18 protein-coding genes are annotated in these 21,739 nt (G+C 51.1%); 15 read left to right on the top strand and 3 right to left on the bottom strand.

Annotated features, from left to right (window positions below; translation table 11 throughout):
- The first annotated feature begins 15 nt into the window (after nucleotides 1–15).
- The 8 genes from E4L36_RS05360 (at nucleotide 16) to E4L36_RS05395 (ending at nucleotide 5,963) form a co-directional block, all read left to right on the top strand.
- A complete protein-coding gene (locus E4L36_RS05360; protein WP_169051479.1) occupies nucleotides 16–1,341 on the top strand; it encodes a lycopene cyclase family protein in 1,326 nt (441 codons plus the stop codon).
- 162 nt (nucleotides 1,342–1,503) lie between these two features.
- Nucleotides 1,504–2,079, top strand: coding sequence for an exopolysaccharide biosynthesis protein (locus E4L36_RS05365; protein ID WP_169051480.1), 576 nt, complete (start codon nucleotides 1,504–1,506; stop codon nucleotides 2,077–2,079).
- A 121-nt stretch (nucleotides 2,080–2,200) separates the two neighbouring features.
- On the top strand, nucleotides 2,201–2,494 hold the full coding sequence (locus tag E4L36_RS05370) for a hypothetical protein (RefSeq protein WP_136679607.1): 294 nt from the start codon (nucleotides 2,201–2,203) through the stop codon (nucleotides 2,492–2,494).
- 344 nt (nucleotides 2,495–2,838) lie between these two features.
- Nucleotides 2,839–3,135, top strand: a complete 297-nt coding sequence (locus E4L36_RS05375) for a hypothetical protein (protein WP_127695507.1) — start codon at nucleotides 2,839–2,841, stop codon at nucleotides 3,133–3,135.
- 357 nt (nucleotides 3,136–3,492) lie between these two features.
- Nucleotides 3,493–3,786: a hypothetical protein gene (locus E4L36_RS05380; protein WP_136679609.1), complete on the top strand. Its 294-nt coding sequence runs from the start codon at nucleotides 3,493–3,495 to the stop codon at nucleotides 3,784–3,786.
- A 345-nt stretch (nucleotides 3,787–4,131) separates the two neighbouring features.
- Nucleotides 4,132–4,428, top strand: a complete 297-nt coding sequence (locus E4L36_RS05385; protein ID WP_136679611.1) for a hypothetical protein — start codon at nucleotides 4,132–4,134, stop codon at nucleotides 4,426–4,428.
- Nucleotides 4,429–4,620: 192 nt separating this feature from the next.
- A complete protein-coding gene (locus E4L36_RS05390) occupies nucleotides 4,621–5,262 on the top strand; it encodes a YceH family protein (protein ID WP_136679613.1) in 642 nt (213 codons plus the stop codon).
- Between the two features lie 35 nt (nucleotides 5,263–5,297).
- A complete protein-coding gene (locus E4L36_RS05395; RefSeq protein ID WP_127695499.1) occupies nucleotides 5,298–5,963 on the top strand; it encodes a 2-hydroxychromene-2-carboxylate isomerase in 666 nt (221 codons plus the stop codon).
- Nucleotides 5,964–6,001: 38 nt separating this feature from the next.
- On the opposite strand, the gene E4L36_RS05400 is transcribed toward E4L36_RS05395, so the two are convergent.
- Nucleotides 6,002–7,501 (bottom strand): aldehyde dehydrogenase family protein, encoded by a 1,500-nt coding sequence (locus E4L36_RS05400; RefSeq protein WP_127695497.1) that lies wholly within the window; start codon nucleotides 7,499–7,501, stop codon nucleotides 6,002–6,004.
- Between the two features lie 343 nt (nucleotides 7,502–7,844).
- Between E4L36_RS05400 and peaA the strand changes: the two genes are divergently transcribed.
- The 7 genes from peaA (at nucleotide 7,845) to E4L36_RS05435 (ending at nucleotide 17,730) form a co-directional block, all read left to right on the top strand.
- Complete coding sequence (gene peaA / locus E4L36_RS05405) at nucleotides 7,845–9,443, top strand: quinohemoprotein amine dehydrogenase subunit alpha (RefSeq protein WP_136679616.1); 1,599 nt, start codon at nucleotides 7,845–7,847, stop codon at nucleotides 9,441–9,443.
- Between the two features lie 47 nt (nucleotides 9,444–9,490).
- Nucleotides 9,491–10,924, top strand: coding sequence for a quinohemoprotein amine dehydrogenase maturation protein (gene peaB / locus E4L36_RS05410; RefSeq protein WP_136679617.1), 1,434 nt, complete (start codon nucleotides 9,491–9,493; stop codon nucleotides 10,922–10,924).
- Complete coding sequence (gene qhpC / locus E4L36_RS05415) at nucleotides 10,920–11,243, top strand: quinohemoprotein amine dehydrogenase subunit gamma (protein WP_127695543.1); 324 nt, start codon at nucleotides 10,920–10,922, stop codon at nucleotides 11,241–11,243. Before peaB ends, qhpC begins: the two co-directional genes overlap by 5 nt.
- Before the next feature lie 16 nt (nucleotides 11,244–11,259).
- On the top strand, nucleotides 11,260–12,414 hold the full coding sequence (gene peaD, locus E4L36_RS05420; RefSeq protein WP_136679619.1) for a quinohemoprotein amine dehydrogenase subunit beta: 1,155 nt from the start codon (nucleotides 11,260–11,262) through the stop codon (nucleotides 12,412–12,414).
- 178 nt (nucleotides 12,415–12,592) lie between these two features.
- The gene (locus E4L36_RS05425; protein ID WP_136679621.1) at nucleotides 12,593–14,539 is read left to right on the top strand and encodes a sigma-54-dependent Fis family transcriptional regulator; all 1,947 of its coding nucleotides are present in this window, start codon (nucleotides 12,593–12,595) and stop codon (nucleotides 14,537–14,539) included.
- Nucleotides 14,540–14,893: 354 nt separating this feature from the next.
- Complete coding sequence (locus E4L36_RS05430; protein WP_240770676.1) at nucleotides 14,894–16,339, top strand: xanthine/uracil/vitamin C permease; 1,446 nt, start codon at nucleotides 14,894–14,896, stop codon at nucleotides 16,337–16,339.
- 116 nt (nucleotides 16,340–16,455) lie between these two features.
- Nucleotides 16,456–17,730, top strand: coding sequence for an MFS transporter (locus E4L36_RS05435; RefSeq protein WP_127695487.1), 1,275 nt, complete (start codon nucleotides 16,456–16,458; stop codon nucleotides 17,728–17,730).
- A gap of 93 nt (nucleotides 17,731–17,823) precedes the next feature.
- Here E4L36_RS05435 and E4L36_RS05440 read toward each other — a convergent pair whose 3' ends face one another.
- The gene (locus E4L36_RS05440) at nucleotides 17,824–18,531 is read right to left on the bottom strand and encodes a response regulator transcription factor (RefSeq protein ID WP_127695485.1); all 708 of its coding nucleotides are present in this window, start codon (nucleotides 18,529–18,531) and stop codon (nucleotides 17,824–17,826) included.
- A gap of 26 nt (nucleotides 18,532–18,557) precedes the next feature.
- On the bottom strand, nucleotides 18,558–21,419 hold the full coding sequence (locus tag E4L36_RS05445) for a cache domain-containing protein (protein ID WP_136679624.1): 2,862 nt from the start codon (nucleotides 21,417–21,419) through the stop codon (nucleotides 18,558–18,560).
- Between the last annotated feature and the right edge of the window lie 320 nt (nucleotides 21,420–21,739).

A 21,739-nucleotide genomic window follows, 5' to 3' on the forward strand; every position in this document is an offset into this window, starting at 1 on the left:
AAACGGAGAGCAAGCATGACAGATCCTATTCTGGTGTTGGGAGGTGGGCCCGCAGGCGGTGCCGTTGCGCTGGGGTTGGCTAAGTTAGGCTTCACGGTTGCGGTGGTGGCTACCCCGCGGCCATTTCGGGCGATGGAAGGCGTATCTGAGCGCGTTGTCGAAGGTTTACGCAATGTCGGTTTTCGTTATGCGCTTGAAGCGCTGCCTTCGCCCACACCACGTATGGCGAGCTGGAATGGCACGGCCGCAACAGCGAATACCGAGCGTCTGGTCGATCGTGAGCAGCTAGATGCTGGAATTCTTCAAGACTTACAAGCCGCTGGTATCTGCGTGATAACAGGGCGCGTTAGTAAAGTTGAAGAGCATAACCACGGCTTTGATGTTTACCTGAAAGGGCAATCTGAGCCGCTCACGACTCCTTTTCTGGTTGAGGCTCGCGGGCGTAGTGCTCCAAGCGCCAGTTTGCCTCGTAAGCGCGGCCCAGAAACGGTCTCGTTACTGCAGTATTGGCAGGGTGCTCCTATTGCGCCTTGCTCGGCTGCGGCTAGCTTTACAGAGGGGTGGGCATGGATGGCTGCAGGTGCAGATGGGACCCGCTATCTGCAATTAACCTTTGATGTGGCGAGCAAAACGCTGCCGGAAAAGTCACTTCTAGTGGCGCACTGTAATCAGATTCTACTCTCCTTGCCGCAGGCTCAACACTTTACCCAAGACGCTGAACCGACTGGCGAGCTTCATGCGCGAACCAGTACCCCCATTCTTTGCGAACAAGCGGTTGGTGAGCGCTGGATTCGTGTGGGTGATGCTGCCATGGCGGTTGATCCGCTCTCGGGTAACGGTATTTTCCAATCGCTATCCAGTGCTTTACAGGCTCCTGCCGTGATCAATACTTTGATTAACAAGCCCGAGAATGCAGCTCTGGCGCAACAGTTCTATCAGCAGCGAGTTGATCACCTGTTCCACCGCTTTGCTCGCATTGGCCGCGACTTCTATGCGTTGGAAGCGCAATGGCCGACACAGCCGTTTTGGCAACAGCGAGCCTGCTGGCCCGATACAGCACCGCTGCACCAAATAACAGACCCAAGCTCCATTGAGGTCGTGATGATGCCGGTGGTTAAAGGAGGCTTTATAGAGCTTGCTGAAGTGGTGACCACCAATGATCAGCCACTGGGAATATGGCACCTCAATGGTCAGCCACTTGCACCCATTGCAAAAGCCTTAGCGCAGCGTAAGTCTCACGAAAGCTCTGAGGCCTGCTTTACACGAGTACTGGGGATGCCAGCCAAGGCTGCGGCCCAGTGGGCACTTTGGGCGAGTCAAAACGGTTGGGTTACTGAATAGAGCGCTGCGAACTAATTACAGCAGATGTTGTAAATGCTACAGGCAACGTCTCTGAAAATTGGGCGTGGAGACCACTTTTGTGTGGTATGTATTTTGCTTTTCCTTTTGTACGTGTGACTCAACGCTAACGTGAGTTTGGTATGCAGGTACAAGGGGGATATTGTGAGAAACGGCTTAACTGATCTTTTGGAAAAGCTGGTAGACGACACTGAGGGCGACGATACGTCAATTGGTGAACTGGTCAAACAGTTGGAGAGCCGAGGGCTCGGCGCGATGCTCATCGTACCGGCCCTGATTGGTATTTTTCCCACTTCTGCTGTACCTGGTGTTCCGAGTCTATGTGGAATCACGATTTTTTTGATAGCGATTCAGGGAGTCATGGGTGATCCATCGCCATGGCTACCGAAACGCTTAACCTCAATCACCCTGAGTCGAGACCGTTTTCTCAAAGGTGCGAACTACGCCCGTCCCTTCGCACAACGCTTGGATAAGATATTTAAACCGCGACTCAAATTTATGACACAGCAGTGGTCTAAGCGCGCCATCGCTTTTGCATGTGGGATCACGGGTTTGTTAATGATCCCTTTAGAACTCGTTCCTTTTTTAGCAGCATTACCTGCTTTAGCAGTTTTATTTACAGCGGTAGGCATTACCACAAATGATGGCGTCGTTGTTATCGCAGGTTGTACGTTTTCAGCTGGAAGTATTTACTTAGTATTAACTCAAGTTTCTATCTAGATAATAAATAGATATTTTTCAGTTTCGTTTCAGATTGATCTTTTAATCTACACCCATCAAAACGACATTCAAGGCGCTGATCACGCATCACCGCCGACAACAGATTGAAAGGGTCATCACCATGAAAACCGTTATCGCTTCTACACTTTTCGCCGTACTGGCTAGCTCTTCTGCTTTCGCTGCTAACGATCTCAGCCAGTTCTCTGATCATTCAGTGCAAGCAAACCTTGCAGTGGGCCACAGCAGCACAGCAACCGGCTTTAACACCGCTAACCCCTTGTCTGAACTAGGTAATTCTAAAGAAGCGCATCTAGCATCTGAGACACGCGTTGCTGATGCGAATGCACAGGGTGCGGTACTGGTTGCCTCTTACGGCCTTGATGTACCGAGCGTATCCAGCGAAGCGACACTGTAATACTCCGCTTTTTTCATCACTGCTCCACCCCTCTATCCTCAGGTTTACAGTACACACGTTGGGAGCTTCGGCTCCCTTTTTTTATGGCTGTTTTTTATGATTTTTTTGCAGTGATAAAAAGATAAGGGGACTATGGTTTTTTCTGTTTATAACTTGCGGTTTAAAAGGTTTTAACAAGAGGTTTAATCGGATTTTTCTGCGTTTTTTTAGCAAAAAATAAATAAAAGTTTTCAGGTTTTTTCAGTTTCGTTTCAGATTCGTCATATACATTTAACTCATCGAAACAAGCTATGAAGGCCACCCACCAGGTGAGCCACCGACAGAATCAAAAAAGGTAAACGATCATGAAAACACTACTTAACACAGCCATCATCACATCCGCTCTTTTCGCAACGTCAGCGTTTGCGGTGAATGACCTCAGCCAGTTTGGTGCTAACTCGGTTGAAAGCAACCTAGCGGCACACACCGTAGCAACAGAGCAAGGTTTTGAAGCGGCAGTCAGCCCACTGACACAGCTGGGTGCGTCAACAGAAGGTCACCTATCTGCTCAAGTGGATAGCGCGCCAACCTACAACGCCGACAGCAGCGTGGCATCGTTTGGTTTGGAAGTACCGGCTAACTCTAACGAAGCGCTGTTGTAATCGATCAGCGCTGTAACCAACCAGCACGGTAACGAATCACGCACGAACGGGAGATCGACACGTGATTTGAGCAAGTCGCTTAAACCAGAAGGAGGCCTTGGCCTCCTTTTTTGTGTGTGGAAAATAAAAAGCCTATATAACCGGAGTGCGCCTGTTTGTTTTCTAAGGGTTATAGTTAGACGTGACTTTGTATTTTTATAAGGCGTAATTTAAAAAATAAAAATATGTATTTCTTTGAATTAATCTAATTTCTTTCAGTTTCATTTCAGATTGATCTTTTAATCTACACCCATCAAAACGACATTCAAGGCGCTGATCACGCATCACCGCTGACAACAGATTAAAAGGATCATCACCATGAAAACAGTTATCGCTTCTACACTTTTCGCCGTACTGGCTAGCTCTTCTGCCTTCGCTGCTAACGACCTCAGCCAGTTCTCTGATCACTCAGTGCAAGCTAATCTGGCCGTGGGTCATAGCAGTACAGCAACCGGCTTTAACGCTGCTAACCCCTTGTCTGAGCTAGGTAATTCAAAAGAAGCACACCTAGCATCTGAGACACGTGTTGCTGATGCGAATGCACACGGTGCGGTACTGGTTGCCTCTTACGGCCTTGATGTACCGAGCGTATCCAGCGAAGCAACATTGTAATACCCCGCTTTTTTCATCACTGTTCCACCCCCCTCTATCCTCAGGTTTACAGTACACACGTTGGGAGCTTCGGCTCCCTTTTTTTATGGCCATTTTTTATGATTTTTTGCAGTGATAAAAAGATAAGGGGACTATGGTTTTTTCTGTTTATAACTTGCGGTTTAAAAGGTTTTAACAAGAGGTTTAATCGGATTTTTCTGCGTTTTTTTAGCGAAAAATAAATAAAAGTTTTCAGGTTTTTTCAGTTTCGTTTCAGATTCGTCATATACATTTAACCCATCGAAACACGCTATGAAGGCCACCCACCAGGTGAGTCACCGACAGAATCAAAAAAGGTAAACGATCATGAAAACACTACTTAACACAGCCATCATCACATCCGCTCTTTTCGCAACGTCAGCGTTTGCGGTGAATGACCTCAGCCAATTTGGTGCAAACTCAGTTGAAAGCAACCTAGCGGCACACACCGTCGCAACAGAGCAAGGTTTTGAAGCGGCAGTCAGCCCACTGACACAATTGGGTGCTTCAACAGAAGGTCACCTATCTGCTCAAGTGGATAGCGCGCCAACGTACAACGCCGACAGCAGCGTGGCATCATTTGGTTTGGAAGTACCAAGCAACTCTAACGAAGCATTGTTGTAATAAAGCACCACAGTAAGCTCCGAGTTCTATCGCTAAGCTCCGCTTAGCACTGCAGTAGCAGACGCATACTCTCATCATTGGACATCTTCTGTCAGGAGGCTTCGGCCTCCTTTTTTATGCCTAAAATGTACTTTCGTCGTTCGTAGCTTCGGTTTATCTTTAAACGTTCCTACCGTAGAGTGGAGCAACACGATGGACCGCCAACTGAATGATCTCGAGATCCGTGTACTGGGGTGCTTAATCGAAAAAGAGCATACCACCCCTGATCTTTACCCCTTATCTCTCAATAGCTTAACTAACGCGTGTAACCAGAAGAGCAGCCGTGACCCGGTCTTGTCTCTAACCGAAGCGGAGGTTGCGAACACCCTTGAGATACTGGAATCCAAGCGGTTAATTTTGGCTGAAAGTGGCTTCGGTAGCCGAGTGATTAAGTACAAGCATCGCTTCTGCAATACTGAGTTTAGCGAGCTTAAGCTAAGCCAAGCAGAGTTGGCGGTGTTGTGTGTACTGTTTTTACGCGGCGCCCAAACACCAGGGGAGTTACGCTCGCGCTGTGCTCGTATCCATAGCTTCAGCAATGTGGCCGAGGTGGAAGCTGTACTGCAGGAGATGCAGCAAGGCGAGTCGCCCTTAATTGCCATGCTACCGCGGGAGGCGGGGCGCCGAGAAGCCCGCTTCGCACATCTATTTGGCGATGCGCCCATCGAGACAAGCAGTGCTTCTTGTGTGGAGGTCGCGCCAGATCAAGTAGCGCAATTACAGGCTCGTATCGCAGAGCTTGAATCTGAAGTAGAGCGGTTAAAACTCAAACTTAGCCACTACGAATCCCAGTAACGGAACAGACCCAAATTATAAGGAAGCCGCTGACGATGCGTGAACTGCACTTTTACTTTGACTTTATCTCGCCCTACGCCTACTTCAGCTGGCGTTGGCTACAGCCGTTTTGCCGCCAGCATCGCCTAACGCTGATACCGCACCCTGTGGTGTTCGGGAAGCTGCTCGACCACTGGGGCCAGCTAGGGCCCGCAGAGGTGAAACCTAAAAAAGCGGCACTGTATCGTTATTGTTATCGTTATGCTCACGCAGAGGGCTTCAATTTCAACCCACCCCAGCGCCACCCCTTCAATCCGCTACCGGCATTGCGGCTGAGCTTAAAAGAGGTCAGCGGCGAGCAGCAGCAGGCGCTGATCAGTGCTATTTTTGAGGCAGGTTGGTCTCGTGGTGCTGATCTTTCGTGCGAACACACACTCAAGCAGTTGGTAACGGATGTTGGACTAGACGCTGATATTACAATGGCGCGCATTCAGGAGGCTGATGTAAAAGCTTTATTGGTGCAAGAGACACAAGAGGCGCTCGCGCAGGATGTGTTTGGCGTTCCGACTTTTGTGCTAGACGGCGAGCTGTTCTGGGGCAATGATCAGCGTGAGCATCTAAAGCTGTGTGTTGAAGGCAATGACCCGCTAGATCGAGAGGCGCTGGAAGAGATGCTGGCACGTGCTCGTGGCATTGATCGCAAGCAGTTTCAAAATCGTTAAGTGAGCAACGCGCGCTCAATCGAGCGCGCGGTTTAAAATCAGATACTCATCAGCACCGTTTTCACTTCTGTGTAGTACTCAATGGCTTCTGCGCCCATCTCACGGCCAAAGCCTGACTGTTTATAGCCACCGAATGGCAGAGCAGGATCAAGTGCTGTGTGACAGTTGACCCAAACCGAACCGGACTTGATACGTGGAATCATCCGATGCACCTCGGATAGATTGTTCGACCAGATGCTGGCACCCAAACCATACTGACTGTCGTTGGCAATACGCACCGCTTCATCCACATCATCGAATGGCATGGCGACCAAAACGGGTCCGAAGATCTCTTCACGCACCACACTTGATTGCTGGTTTACATCCACCATAACCGTGGGTTGCACGAAGAAGCCAGGGCGATCAACCGCGCCACCACCGGTGGTAATTGTGGCACCGGCATCGCGGCCTTGGTCGATATAGTTACATACACGCGCTTGTTGCTTGGCAGAGACCAATGGCCCCATCTGAGCGGTTGCATCAAGACCACCACCCAACGTCATGTTGGCGGCAATATCCGAGATATCAGCCACGACGCGATCAAAGTGCTTTCTGTGCACATACAGGCGTGAGCCTGCGCAGCATACTTGGCCTTGGTTAAAGAAGATTGCGTTGGCAGCGCCTGCGGCGGCGGTGGCAAGATCGGCATCTTCTAGGATGATAGAGGGAGATTTACCGCCAAGCTCAAGGGTGATGCGGGTCATATTGTCGACCGCTGCATGGCCGATCAGTTTACCGATCTCGGTGGAACCGGTGAAGGTGAGTTTATCAACATCCGGGTGTTGGCTTAGGGCAGCACCTGCTTCGTGGCCTAGACCGGTAACCACGTTGAACACACCCGGCGGGTAGCCTGCTTCTAGGGCAAGCTCCGCCAGCTTCAGCGCGGTTAACGGTGTATCTTCAGCGGGTTTCAGTACTACGGTACACCCCGTTGCGAGTGCAGGCCCTAGCTTCCAACACGCGAGTAGCAATGGGAAATTCCAAGCGACAATCGCGCCAACCACACCAACCGCTTCGCGGCGGGTGTACCCATGAAACTGGTTATCCGGCATAAACGGTAGTGAGACATCGACGGTACGGCCTTCAATTTTCGTTGCAAAGCCTGCCATGTAGCGCAAAAAGTCGACGGCCAGACGAATATCCACATGCTCGGCGATCACCGCACTTTTACCGTTATCAATGGCTTCGATCTCTGCGAGCAGCGGTGCGTTTTTTTCAATTAGATCCGCGAAGTCGAGCAGCAACTTTTGGCGTGCGACAGGGCGGATGCGACTCCACTCAGAGTCATCGAATGCTTGGCGTGCGGCTGCAACCGCTTTATTGATGTCGTTAACGTCACCCGCTTGAATCGTGGTGATCTGCTCGCCATCAGATGGGTTAAGCACCGGGTGGGTGCGCCCACTAGAGGCTTCAAGCCACTGATCGCCAATTAACAGCTTATGTTGGCGCTGAATAAAATCGAGTGCAGCTTGGGATGGGGTGTTTGGAATATCGCTCATCTTTTCAACCTTTTAATTATTTTTGTGTAGGAACAGTGCTGTCGTCGCAAGAGCTATGCCATTTTGGATGATTTTATTAACTTGTTGTTTTTTATATATATTTTTTGTTTTTAGAGGGCTGTGTCAAGGTGTCTCAGGTGTCTCATGATGAGACGGTCGTTGTATCAAAGTGAGACAGTGCAACAGGGTCAAAAGAACTAGAGGGCAGTGCGTAAGGATAATTAACTTATTGAAAAGTATGAATTTTGATTTCTTGGCATACGACATGCTTTCTATCTGAACAGGTTGGAATAAGTCGCGCCAGCGACGACTGAATAATAAACATAAGAGGAGTCTGGCCTTGATGAAGAATCGGAACCTACCCCGGTTGGCGGGTGGTGTGATGGTTGCAGGTATGCTGTTACCCACTACCTCAAGCTATGCGGCGGATGCAGAACAGATCATTCGTGATAACTGTTTGCTTTGCCACAGCGAAGAGAACGCGTCCGCCCCCCAATTTAGCCGCATGAGTCACCAACGGAAAACCCCTGAAGGGTGGTTGATGACGATTGCTCGTATGCAACTGATGCACGGCCTTAAGATCACTGATGAAGAGCGCCGTACGCTCGTCAAATACTTTGCTGATCGCCAAGGTTTAGCACCTGAAGAGACCGCAGGCTCGCGCTATGCCATGGAGCGACGCCTAAACACCATGGAATCCTTTGAGTCAGCTGACTTTGAACAGATGTGTGCCCGTTGCCACTCTGGAGCGCGTGTCGCATTACAGCGCCGCCCCGCGCAAGAGTGGGAAAAGTTGGTGCACTTTCACTTAGGTCAGTGGCCTTCTCTTGAGTATCAGGCGATGGCGCGTGATCGCGACTGGTTTGATATTGCACTTGAAAAGATGGTGCCGGAACTCACCAGCAGCTATCCGCTGCAGTCCAGCGCGTGGGAGAGTTGGAAAGCTGCGCCCAAGGCTGATCTTGCTGGGCGTTGGAGTTTCTCGGGCCAACTGCCAGGTAAGGGTGATCTGCACGGCACCATGACCGTGGTTGCTAAGCAAGGAGATCGCTATGAGGTCAGTGTTGATGGCCAATACGCCGATGGCAGCCCGATCAAAGGCAGTGGCCGAGCGATCGTGTATACCGGTTATGAATGGCGGGCAGACTTAACAATCGATGGCGTGAAAGTGCGTCAAGTATTTGCCGCTTCCAAATCGGGTCAGCAGCTAACCGGACGCATGTTCGAAGCTGTTCATGATGAAGTGGGTGCTGACATCATCGCAGTACGCGAAGGCAGTGCTCCTATGTTGCTTGATGTGCAACCAGAGTACATTCGTGCCGGTAGCCGTGCCCAGTTAACACTGGTGGGTACGGGGTTAGGTGAGCAGGTGTCGCTAGGTGATGGTCTGCAAGTGGTGAAAGAGCTATATCGCGATGACAACAAGGTTGTTGTTGAGGTGATGGCGGATGCCGGTGCCAGCGAAGGTGCACGTCAGGTTTCAGCAGGTTCTGCTAACGGTGCTTCAGTCAATGTTTTCTCCTCGATCGATCAAGTGAAAGTGGTACCGGAGTTTGCTGTTGGGCGTGTCGGCGGTAACGGCGGCTCTACACCAAAATACAACGCTCAGTTCCAAGCTGAAGCATGGGCGAACGGCCCTGATGGTAAAGCAGGCACTGAGGATGATTGGCGTATTGGTTTTGTCCCAGCCAGTTGGCACGTGGAACCTTTTGATGAGCGCGCTAAAGCTGATCGTGACACTGAGTTTGCCGGTGTGATGGATGCACGTACGGGTAAATTTACCACAGGTGCAGCAGGGCCTAACCCAGAGCGGAAAATGTCCACGAACAATGCCGGTAACCTAAAAGTGGTGGCGGCTGTGAAAGAGGGCAGTGAAACCCTGACAGCGGATGGCCAGTTAATCGTCACCGTGCAGCGCTGGAACAATCCACCTCTGCCATAACACACGATGTCGAACCTAAAAAAATAATAATTGAGGAGGGTCCTGCGATGGGTGCCCAACTTACGATAGTCGAAAAGAACCTACATTTGGTGGATGTTACGGGCCGGCAGATGCTGTTCCATATTCCATCCAGCAGCCTGTTCGAGGTGGATTCTGCCAGTGCGCAGTTGATCGCTTTGCTGCGCCAGCAACCTGGCCTGACCGCCGAGGAACTGCTTGCGGCGATTCCACCGGGTGTGGACAGCAGTACTTACCAGCAAACCCTGCGTGATCTTATCGCGCTTGAGTTGGTGAGTGATGGCTCGCCACTGACGCCCGATGTAGGCGTTAAAAAAGTGACTGAGTTTCCGCTCAACACGGTGGTGCTCAACGTCAACACCGGTTGTAACCTCAGTTGCAGTTACTGCTACAAAGAGGATTTGGACAAACCCTCTGCCGGGAAAAAGATGGACTTTGCGACTGCGCGCCAGTCCATCGAGATGCTGTTGGCGGAGTCTCCCAACGAGGCGCGTTACAACATCGTCTTCTTTGGTGGCGAACCGCTGTCCAACTTCCGCTTGATCAAAGAGGTCGTTGCTTTTGCTGAGCAGCGCTTCGCTGAGCTTGGTAAGCCGGTGGACTTCACCATGACAACCAATGCCACGTTGCTCACTAAAGAGATCGCCGACTGGCTCTCTGAGCATCGCTTTGGCTTATCGGTCAGTATGGATGGCCCGAAGGCGATCCATGACAAGAACCGTATCACGGTGGGCGGCCAAGGCACCTACGATGTGGTGAGCCGCAAAGCCAAAATGTTACTGCAGCGCTATGGCTCGCGGCCGATTGGCGCACGCGTCACCTTAACTCGTGGTGTGACCGATATTAAGCGTATTTGGGATCACCTATTCAATGAGTTGGGCTTTGCTGAAGTGGGCTTCGCACCGGTGACGTCTGGTGATATTAGCTACTACAACCTCAGTGATGAGGAGTTGGTCGAAGTCTTTGAAAATATGAAAGCGCTGGGTGAGCTTTACCTGGAAGCGGCACTTGAGCATCGCAATATTGGTTTCTCCAATATGCACCAGCTGATTACAGATCTGCACGAGGGCAACAAGAAAGCGCTGCCTTGTGGCGCCGGGGTTGCCATGTTGGCGGTTGATCACGAAGGGGAGCTGAATCTGTGCCACCGGTTTACCGGGTCCGATTTAGATACCTTTGGCAACGTCAACGACGGTGTTGATAAAGCCCGCTTGGGGGACTTTCTAGAGCAGCGCTTGGACCGCACCGACACCGGTTGCGCCAGCTGCCGAATCCGGAACCTGTGCTCTGGCGGCTGTTACCACGAAAGCTACGCCCGTTATGAAGACCCCACTCGTCCCACTTACCACTACTGCGATCTGATGCGCGACTGGGTTGATTTTGGTATCGACGTTTATAGCCGCATCATGGCCGAGAATCCGGCCTTTATCGATAGTTACATTTCTCCGCGGAGGGCCCATTAAGATGAAGCCGATTAACAACAAAGCACATACGCTGCAAAAAGCGGTGGAAGAGAACCATGTTGAAGAGGTAGTCGCGATGCAATCTATCGCTGGCTGCACCGCAACCACAGACCCCGGCTGGGAGATCGATGCTTTTGGTTCAGTCACATCGCTATGCCAGCCGATGGAATCTGATCTGTACGGTTGTGCTGATCCTTGCTGGTGGCCTGCACAGGTGCCAGACATGATGAACACCTACCCTGATTGGAACAAAGATGCACATGCATCTGGCGAGAACTGGCGCAACCTTGGCACCGTTTTCCCTGCGGACAAAGATTAATAGAAGGAAGTACACGATGAACAACAAGAATAAGCTTCGTTGCTTGGCTAAACGGTCATTTTCTGCGCTTGGCTTCAGTGCTGCACTGGTCGGTGCTGCGGTCAGCTACTCGGCATCAGCTGCCGCTCAAGGACCTGCGCTAAAAGCGGGGCAAGAGTATATGGTTGTCGCTAGCTATCCTAACCAACTGCATGTGATCGATGCTGAAAAAGATAGTCTTTATAAAAGCTGTGACATGCCAGGGCGTTTTGGGCCGGGAGCTATTCAGGTGGCGCCCGACCATAAAACGGCATATGTGCTCAACAACGGCTACGAAGATATTTATGGCGTCAACATGGACACCTGCGAGGTGACTTTCCATGCCAAGATGTCCCAAGCCTCAAATGAGCGCACCAAAACGCTGTATGCGTTTGCGCTAAGTTACGACGGTAAAGAGCTCTACACAGTTCAGAACCCGACGATCTTGCGCAGCGACCACTATGAGGTTCAGCCTACGCGGTTGGCGGTTTACGACACCTCGGCAGGCTTAAAAGCAAAACCTATTCGTACGTTCCCATCGCCACGGTTGGTGACGGCGATGCAGGTGGGTAAAGATGGTGGCCTTTATATGGCAGGTGCCGACATCTATAAGATGGATGTACACACCGGTGAGTATGAGGTAGCAGTACCAAGCCGCAACTGGCAGCGTGAGCGTTATGTGCAGCCTGATGTCTTGAATGTTTGGGCGGTACAGACCCCGACTGAAGATTTCACGATTCTCTATACAACAGCACGTTTCCAAGAGGGCTCGGAAGATCTTAATACTGCAGACTGGCTGTATGGTTATTTTAATATCAACCTTGCAACAGGTGAGACAACCACCCAAGACTTTGCTCCGATTACGGAGATCTACTTTACCGGCACACGTTCGCCAAAAGACTCGAACATCATGTATGGCGTACTCAACCGATTGGCAAAGTACGATATTGAGAAGCAAGAGTTGCTAGGCGTTGCGGAGTTAGATCACTCCTACTACTGCATCACGCCTAATAACGATGGGAGTAAGGTTTATCTTGCCGGTACCTACAACCACGTAGCTGTATACGATGCTGATACGCTAGAGCATCTCAAAACCATCACCTTGCCAGGTGGTGATATGTCTACAACCACAGCACAGGTCTTTATTCGCTAGTTTTACCCCAAAGAGCGTGAACGCGTCGGTGTGTTTAATACGCTCTCTGCACTGCATTCCTCACCGGCCTTCGGTCGGTGGGGCTTTTTTACGTTGGTGCATACACTTGAAACTTGATTCTTATTTGAGTAATACATAAGGAGAAGTCGCCTTAAAACAACAATAAAGAGGTATGGTGATGAAGCATCAGGAAGCTATTCTGGCGCCTGCCGACATCGCACGTCAGCACCTAGCGCAGGATGGCGAACTACCCAATGGGCTGTTACGTAGTGAAATCGCTGACTCGTGGCAGCGCAGTTTGGCTGCCGGTTTAGCGTGTAATGCTCCGCTTGAGTTAGATAACCCCTCTAAGGATCAAGTTGATGACCTTAAAGCCGCTAACCGCACCCTGATCGAGACTGCACAGCCTGAAGTAGCGCAGTTGGTAGACTACTTCCATGGTGTTGGTGGACTCGTTATGTTGGCCGATTCCGACGCCAACCTATTAACCGTGCGCGGTGATAAGCGTCATATGGACAGCGCGTCGCGTTATGCGCTTGAGCCCGGTGCCAACTGGCACGAGGGCGTTCGTGGCACAAATGCATTGGGTACCGTTGTGGTGGAGAAAGCGCCGATCATGATCAAAGGTCGTGAGCACTTTCTTGATCAGGTTGGGCATCTGTCCTGCTGCTCGGCGCCCATTCATGATACTCAGGGCGGACTGCTCGGCGTGCTCGATCTAACCTCTCCGACAGAGGGGGAGCTGCCGCCCAATCTATCGCTTGTGCAGCAAGCGGTGCGCTCCATTGAGAACCGCATGTTCAGCGGCCAGTTCCAGCAGCAGATCGTTATCAGTTTACACAGCCGTCCAGAATACCTGCGCTCCTCATGGCAAGGACTACTTGCGATGGAGTTGGATGGCTATATCCAAGCTGCGAATGAACAGGTTTGCCAACTGTTAGGCCGCAAGCGTGAGCAGTTGGTGGGTAAGCATCTTGAAGAACTGTTTGGCGTTAAACCTGAAGCGTTGTTGACCACGCTGCATCGAAAGGGGCGTGGCCAGCTACGGATGCGCAGTGGCGATTTTGTTTGCGAGCTGGTCAGCTTTCCAGCGCGTATTAATAGCTATCAGAACCGCTCGACAAAACCAAGTCCGCCAAAGCGCGAAACGCCCGCGCCATCCACGCTGCAAGCTCTCCAATTAGACGACTTAGCAGGGCAAGATCCTCGTCTTAAAAAAGGCGTGCGCATGGGGAGTCGTGCGCTTTCCCATGAACTGCCTGTCCTAATACAGGGGGAAACCGGAACCGGTAAAGAGGTGATGGCAAAGTCTTTACACCTAGATAGTCGTCGTAGCCAAGGGCCATTTGTTGCGGTGAACTGTGCGGCATTACCTGAAAGCTTGATTGAATCGGAGCTGTTTGGTTATCGCGAAGGCGCGTTCACCGGATCACGTAAAGGCGGCATGATCGGTAAGCTGCAGCAGGCGCAAGGTGGGACGCTCTTCCTTGACGAGATCGGCGATATGCCACTGCCCCTGCAAGCTCGCTTACTGCGGGTGTTGCAGGAGCGGGTTGTATCGCCCCTCGGTGGTGGTGAGGAGGTTGCGCTCGATATCGCTGTGATTTGTGCCAGCCACCGCGATCTTAAAGCATTGGTAGCGGAGGGCAGCTTTAGGGAAGACCTTTACTATCGATTAAATGGTGTTTGCCTACGTTTACCCGCGTTGCGCGAGCGTGCGGATAAACAGAACTTTATTTGTCAGTTTTTGCAGAAGCTTGCGCCAGATGGTCGCCAAATTTCGGTAAATAGCGGCCTGTTCGAGCAGCTTCTAGCATACCGTTGGCCCGGTAATGTGCGCCAATTGGAAACAATGCTCCGTGTTGCGGTGGCGTTTATGGAACCGGATGAACACTGCATCGATCACTCCCATATCAGTGATGACTTCCTAGAAGAGCTTAACGGCGTACCTCCGGTCGTCCAGCCACAGAGTGGTGGGCATACGTTGAAACAGCGACAACAGCAGCAGATTACCGACATGCTGGCCCGCCATAGCGGTAACATGACAGCCACTGCAACTGCGCTAGGCATCAGCCGCGCCACACTTTATCGACGCTTAAAAGCGGTGCGTGCAGCAACCGACTAATATCCAAGGTCGGGTGCTGTCATGGCATACGTGTTTATGTTTCGTTTGTAACGAACTGTTGCAGATATCGGCTTCGTGGGGCCTTTTCTTGGCCCCTGCCACGTCTTCAGACTAATGGATAACACCCTGAAACCCCTATTATTTCTGGGTTTATTGGGTTGTTACATTTCGTAAAAATTGAGAAAAAATTTCGATACTTTTCTGCGATTTACTGGCCCGCGTTTATTGGAAGCCTCGTTGGGCTGTCTCTTAACTGTCGCGGGATTGTGTCAGTAAAGAGGCGCTTGAGGCTATGTTCTCTGTTTCCTAAGGCAGCTGCTATAGAAGCTGTCGGCAATCATAAGGAAAATAATAATGCAGGTCTCGAAGCGAGAATATGGTGCTGAGCAGCCATATTGGCCGGCTGGCCCATTTAAGATAAGACTCCCGTTTATCCACTACCGTTGGGAAACGCCTGAGATGATTCAGGGGCTGGTGATGTTCGTCGTTGGATTGGCGATGATCCCCTTGCTGGAAAAATATTTGGGTATGCCTTATGAGGCAGCTTTGGCGTTTACGTTTGTCGCAGGGATAGGTTATATCCTGCCAGCTTTGCTCGGCGTGCCGCTGGTCCCCGGGTGGATCACCCCCGCAATACCTGTTGTATTGCTGTATCTAAAAGGTTTTGAACCTGGCCCTGAGGCGATTAAAGCGCTCTTTGCCTTGCAGCTAGAGGTTACGTTTATCTTCCTCTTCTTAGGGGTAACGCGTCTCGGCTCTAAGCTGGTGGATGTGATCCCTAACTCATTGAAGTCAGGGATTATTATCGGTGCAGGTATTGCAGCGATGATGGGTGAACTAAAAGTGGGTGGCCGTATTGATGCAACGCCAATCTCTTTGATTGTTGGTTCGTTGATCTCCGCTTATGTACTGTTTTCTTTGTCGTTCAAGAGCGTTGTTGATGCTAACCCGCTGGCGAAGAAAATTGCCAACTTCGGTATGGTACCGGGCATGATCTTGGCCATGGTCGTCGGCTGGGTTGTGGGTGAATACCCGCTGCCGGAGATCGAGTGGGGTATTACACAGCCTGACTTCGCGCTGATGTTCCAGTACTTAACATTCACAGTTGGCTTCCCGGGTTGGGATGTGTTCCTGCTAGCGATTCCAACGGCCGTGATTGCATACGTCATCGCATTTGGTGACATCATCGTTGGCTTTACACTCGTGAAACGTGTTGAAGATATCCGCGAAGACGAGAAGATCGAAGACAGCGTTGACCGTGTACACTTGGTGACTGCGCTGCGTAACGGTATCCACGCGTTCTTGGCACCATGGCCGGGCCTTGCTGGACCGCTATGGACAGCGGCTCACGCAACGGTTGCAGAGCGTTACGCCATGGGCCGTAAAGCGATGGACTCCATCTACAGTGGCGGTGGTACGTTCTGGATGACAGGTCTGGTTGCTCTGTTCATCTTGCCGTTGGTAACGCTGTTTAAACCGGTACTACCTATCGCGCTTTCGCTGACGTTGGTGCTGACGGCTTATATCTGCATCATGGTGGGTATGGAACAGCTTAGAAACTCAGTAGAGCGTGGCGTAGCTGGTATTGTTGCGGTAACACTAGCGATGCCGGATCCTAAGTCTACTGTTTATGCGGTGGCGATTGGTCTGGTGCTGTATTTCCTCATTGAGCGTCCTAAGCTTTTGGGCCGCCATAACCCTGAAGATGAAGTGATCTTCGCAGATGGTGAAGAGGAAGCGTCAGCTGCAAAAGCGGCGCAGCAAGCGAAGCAAGCAAAAGAAACGGCATCAGTGGATTAAATCCGCAACGGTGTGTTTCCTTAAGAACCCGGCCATGTGCCGGGTTCTTTATTTCTGGCGCCCATCGCTTCTGCTAAATTGTGTGGCTATTCCACTGAGCACGGAGCCATCGACCCATGTCTGCCACTGCACTGAACCGCAGCCAAGAAACTGCGTTATTTAATCCGGTTTTGATCGCCGGATGTATCATTATTCTGGTGAGCTTCGCGATCCGTGCGTCATTTGGACTTTTTCAAATTCCCATTGCAGACGAATTTAGCTGGCTGCGTGAAGAGTTTTCGTTTGCGATAGCGATTCAAAACCTGTTTTGGGGCATTGGTCAGCCAATCTTCGGTGCCTTGGCGGAAAAGTACGGCGATCGCAAAGCGATCCTTGCGGGCGCTGCCTGTTATATCGTCGGGTTGGTACTGTCTTCTTTTGCAATTACTCCAGGGCAGCACCAGTTACTTGAGATGCTGGTCGGCTTTGGTATCGCTGGTACCGGTTTTGGGGTTATTTTGGCGGTGGTAGGGCGCGCGGCGTCTGATAAAAACCGCTCACTGACACTTGGTATTGTTACCGCAGCGGGCTCTATGGGGCAGATTGTAGGGCCTCCGCTAGTTCAGTTTTTGCTGGCTGATATGGGTTGGCAGCAGGTGTTCGTCGTATTGGCTGGGTTTGTTGCTGTTTCCATGCTGGCTCTGTTTTATATGCGCGTACCTAAACCTGCGGCAGCAACCCATCAAGATGAACAGATGGGCACTGTGCTTAAACGTGCCATCAAAGATCCAACCTTCGCTTTCATCTTCTTTGGATTTTTCTCCTGTGGCTATCAGCTCGCCTTTATTACCGCGCATTTCCCCGCATTTATTATTGAGATGTGTAGCGCCGTGGCGCCCGGTAGTATTGTTCAGTCGCTTGGCATCAGCTCGACCTCAACGCTAGGTGCAGTTGCGATCGCACTTATCGGCTTTTCCAACATTGGTGGTACCGTGTTCGCGGGCTGGTTAGGCAATCGTTACTCCCGTAAATACCTGCTTGCTGGGATCTACTTTCTACGTACCGTTGTGGCAGCAGCATTTATCTTAAACCCGATCACGCCAGAATCCGTGATGTTATTCTCAGTCTTGATGGGGGCGTTGTGGCTAGCCACGGTGCCGCTGACATCGGGCCTTGTCGCACAGATCTACGGTTTGCGTTATATGGGGACGCTTTACGGTTTGGTGTTCTTCTCTCACCAGTTAGGTGGCTTCTTAGGTGTCTGGTTGGGGGGGCGTATGTATGACCTGTATGGCAGCTATACACTGGTTTGGTGGGTTGGCGTGGGCTTTGGTGCGTTCTCGGCACTGATTCACTTACCGATAAACGAAAAGCCTTGGGAGAAGAGAGAGTCGGTGGCTGCGGCAGCTTAGATTTCTCGGTCTTTGGCAACACTTGTCAGCTGGATGCTCGGTGTTGCCGAACACGCTTATGCTTATCGGTAGCTGCCATGCAAACTCGCTGGTTTAGCTCCAACTCACATCCGTTGTCAGCATATATCCTACCCCATAAATGGTTTTTATCAGCTTAGGGTTTTTGGGATCTGTCTCAATTTTTTTCCGTACGCGTGACATGCGAACATCGATACTTCGGTCGAAAGGTGATGCGTTTTCACCGAGTAGCTGATCGCGGGAGAGAATCGTCTTGGGCGCTTTGAGCAGTGCCAGTAGCAGCTCGCTTTCGGCGGAGCTTAACTCCACAGTGGCGTCGTCACCGTTGGTTAGGGAAAGGGTGGCGGGATCGTACACGCAGTTTCCAAAGTGCGCTTGCCGTTGACTCGTGGTTTGGGGCGGTTGCTCGAGCTTTTCTAAACGGCGCAACAAACTATTGACACGTGCCACCAGCTCGCGAGGGATAAAAGGTTTAACAATGTAGTCATCGGCACCGAGTTCGAGGCCAAGAATACGATCAGGCACGCTATTACGGCCAGAGAGGATCATCACGCCCACATTGTTTTTGTCACACAGCTGACGCACGAGGTCCATACCGTCCATGTCCGGAAGGCCCAAGTCGATAATGCACAGTGCTGGCGGCTTGTTTTTTATTGCATAGCCTGCTTGGGCGCCGGTGCTGAAGGTTTGTACCTGATAACCGAACAGCGTGAGCTCTTGTGCGACCAGTTCGCAGATATCGCGCTCGTCATCAATGACGTAGATACTTTTATTATTTTTCATGCACTTATCCATTTGAATACATCAACCTAGCGCAGTGGTATGCGGCGCTTCGGTTGTTCAAAGGCGCGTCTCAGATCTGTGCTATCAAACGGTTTCTCTAGCAAAATGAAGTCTGGATCGAGATTGCCTTTACTATGTTGGTAGGAGTAGCCGCTAATTAAAATGATATGGCTACTCGGATTATGCGCTTTGAGCCACTGCGCCAGCTCAATACCGTTGCGCTCGCCGGGCAGCATGACATCAGACACCATGGCGTAGAGCTCTGGGAGCAGGGGAATTAAGTTGACCGCCTCATCTGCGCTGCCTGCATCGATAACATCAAACCCCATATCAAGGAGCTGTTGGCGCACCAGCTTACGCACATCTGGATTATCCTCGACCAGCAGAACTAATTTGCCTTGGTAGCTATTTTCAATCTCTGTGTGAAGGTCGCGAGGGACAGGATCGAGTGCTTCCACGGTTTGTGCAGGTAACAGCAGATGGATACACGAGCCTTGGTCGGCATGGTTTTCAATGCGGATATAGCCACGAGACTGCTTAATGAAACCGTACACCATACTTAAACCAAGCCCAGAACCTGAACCGCCCGATTTGGTGGTAAAGAAGGGCTCGAACGCTTGGTGAAGAGCGGTTTCTGAGAAGCCATTGCCAGTATCGGTGACCGTAATTTCAACATAGCGGCCCGGAGCAACCACCTCGTCATAGAGGGGGGCGTCGTCAATATCACGGTTGGCAACTGAAAAGTGAATCTTACCGCCCTCTGGCATGGCATCTTTCGCGTTGAAAGCCAGATTCACAAGCGCATCTTCGAGCCTACCTGGGTCGACAAATGGCAGTGCATCGAGCGATGTTTGACTGAATTCCAACGCGATATTGTCGGGCAGCGAGCTATGCAGCAGTTGAATCGTCTCTTCGATCAATGCCCCGAGATCGACTAACGAGGGAGACAGCGGTTGGCGGCGTGAGAAAGATAACAAACGGCTGGTAATATCTGCACCACGGCGCGTTGCTCGAATCGCCGGACGTAGGCAATCTGCTAACGGCTCGTTATCTGTGGCAAAACGGTCTTTGGCTGCATGTAGGTTGCCTAAGATAATGGTGAGCAGATTATTAAAATCATGAGCTAGCCCACCTGCCATTTGACCCACGGCACTCATTCGGTGAGCTTCAGATAGCTTCTGCTCCACCTCGCGCTCGTTGGTGATATCAAAGATCAGCAGCAGTAAACCGTCGACTTGGTCATTCTCACTGCCACAAGGGATGCAGGTAAGCTTCTCGATCTTAACCGCTCCCCCTTGGCCTGAAGTGATTTCGTGGACCACGGTCTTTCCCGCCAACGCGGCTTCAAATAGCGGCATGAGTTGATCAAGCTGTGTCTTACCAATAACAGGCCGCAGGTGCTTGCCGATAATCGCCTCTTTTTGCAGGCCTAAACGCTGGGCATAGCCTTGGTTTACAAACAGATACGTCAGTGAGGTATCGAGGTAGAGAATATCGGCCGGTAGGGCATCAAGAATAAGCCGCTGGCGCTCCTCAACTTTAGATAGCTCAACTTTGGCGAGTAGGATGGACTCTGAGGCGATCTCTAGCTCAACGTTCTTCTCAGCAAGTGCTTGAGTACGCTCAGCGACTTTGCTGTCGAGGTTTTGAATCGCATCGCGTAGCCGCTCCACCATATCATCAAAGGTGCGCGCCAGCAGGCCGATCTCATCGTCACGGTGGATGCCGCTTTTAGCCGTAAACTCACCTTGGCTGACACGTTCTGCTGTTCCGGCAAGGCGCATGATGGGCTCGGTGATACCGCGCGCGAAGGCAAATATCAGTAGCGTCAGTAGCGTCAGTGCGACCGCTGAGATCGTGATCAGGCGCTCAGCCAGCTGCTCGGAGCTGCTGCGTAGCTCATCCACATAGACGGACGAACAGATGTACCAATCAAAGCCCGGTAAGTAGCGCACCAGCGATAGCTTCTCGTAAACATAGTTACCCGGATCATTGGGGCGGTCCCATGTGTAGTGCAGCTCTTTGCCGGTGTCGGCCACGCGGATCAACTCATCGGCAATGGATTGCTGTGTAAGGGGGTTTACCAAATCCCAAAAGTTTGTGCCGTTGATATTGGGGTTTGGGTGGATCAGCATGTTGGTTTTCGCATCGAAAATAAACAGATAGCCGCTGGTGGCAATCTTAATATCCCGAAGGCCCTCCGTTAGCTCCTGTAACACGCTGTCATGGCTGGTTTTGATCAATTGCTCAAGATCGTCGAGATAGACACCAGAGCCGATAACGATGTTCCAAGCCGGTATATCTTTGAAGTAAGAGACTTTATCTAGTAGCTGCTCACCTGCGAGGCGACTCCATTGGTAGCGATAAAACCCTTCCCCCTGCTGCTGGGCCATCTCGACCATCGTACTGATGGCGGGGGCTTGGTCGTATTGGCTCAGTCGCTCAAGTGATAAACCATCAAAGCGGGCATCGGGGTGAGCGACAAGGGTGCCTTGGTAGTTCGATGCCCAAATATAGTCGTTGTTTCCGTAGCTTAATGTGCGCAGTGTGTCGAAAGCACGTGTTGTGGCGCTCTCTTGTGACAGCTCGCCAAGGGCGACTGCGGCACTTAAGCCATCAAGGTAAGACTCGGCCAAGCTGACAACACTTTTGAGCTGTTGCTTACGTGCATCGAGTGCATCTTTTCGGTGCAGCTCAATATCCGTGTGTAATTTGCTGGCCATCGAAAACACGCTATCTAGCGCGATGCGGCTGGCGTTGCGCTCAATCTCGTACACCTTTTCCTTCAGCAGTGGCACTGAATAGAAGTAGATCGTGGCAAATATCGCTGACATGACGATAAGTACGGTGATCAGAAAGCGTCTGACGAGGCGTGAACGGAGCAGCATGTAGGTATATTTACTTATTCTTTTAACATTCGTCCATTCTAACCAAAATGGTGCACAAGTAGAGCGATTGTTACATTTCGTAAGAATTGCGACAAATTAAAGCAAAGATCTTCCCTTTAACTAGCCCTACAGCAGTTTGTTAACTGCCTTCCCGAAAACAAAAACAATGAAGACATCATCTATAAGATGGTGCCAAGGGATAGATTCAGCGCATCGCCACGGTGAGCGATAGCACGAAACCCATCATCGTTGGGAATCCCCTGTGTAGTGTGGGTAACAGCCCTCACAGGAATAGCATTATCCATAAAAACCGAAATGTA

This window comes from Neptunomonas sp. XY-337, assembly GCF_004959845.1.
Classification (GTDB): domain Bacteria; phylum Pseudomonadota; class Gammaproteobacteria; order Pseudomonadales; family Balneatricaceae; genus Neptunomonas; species Neptunomonas marina.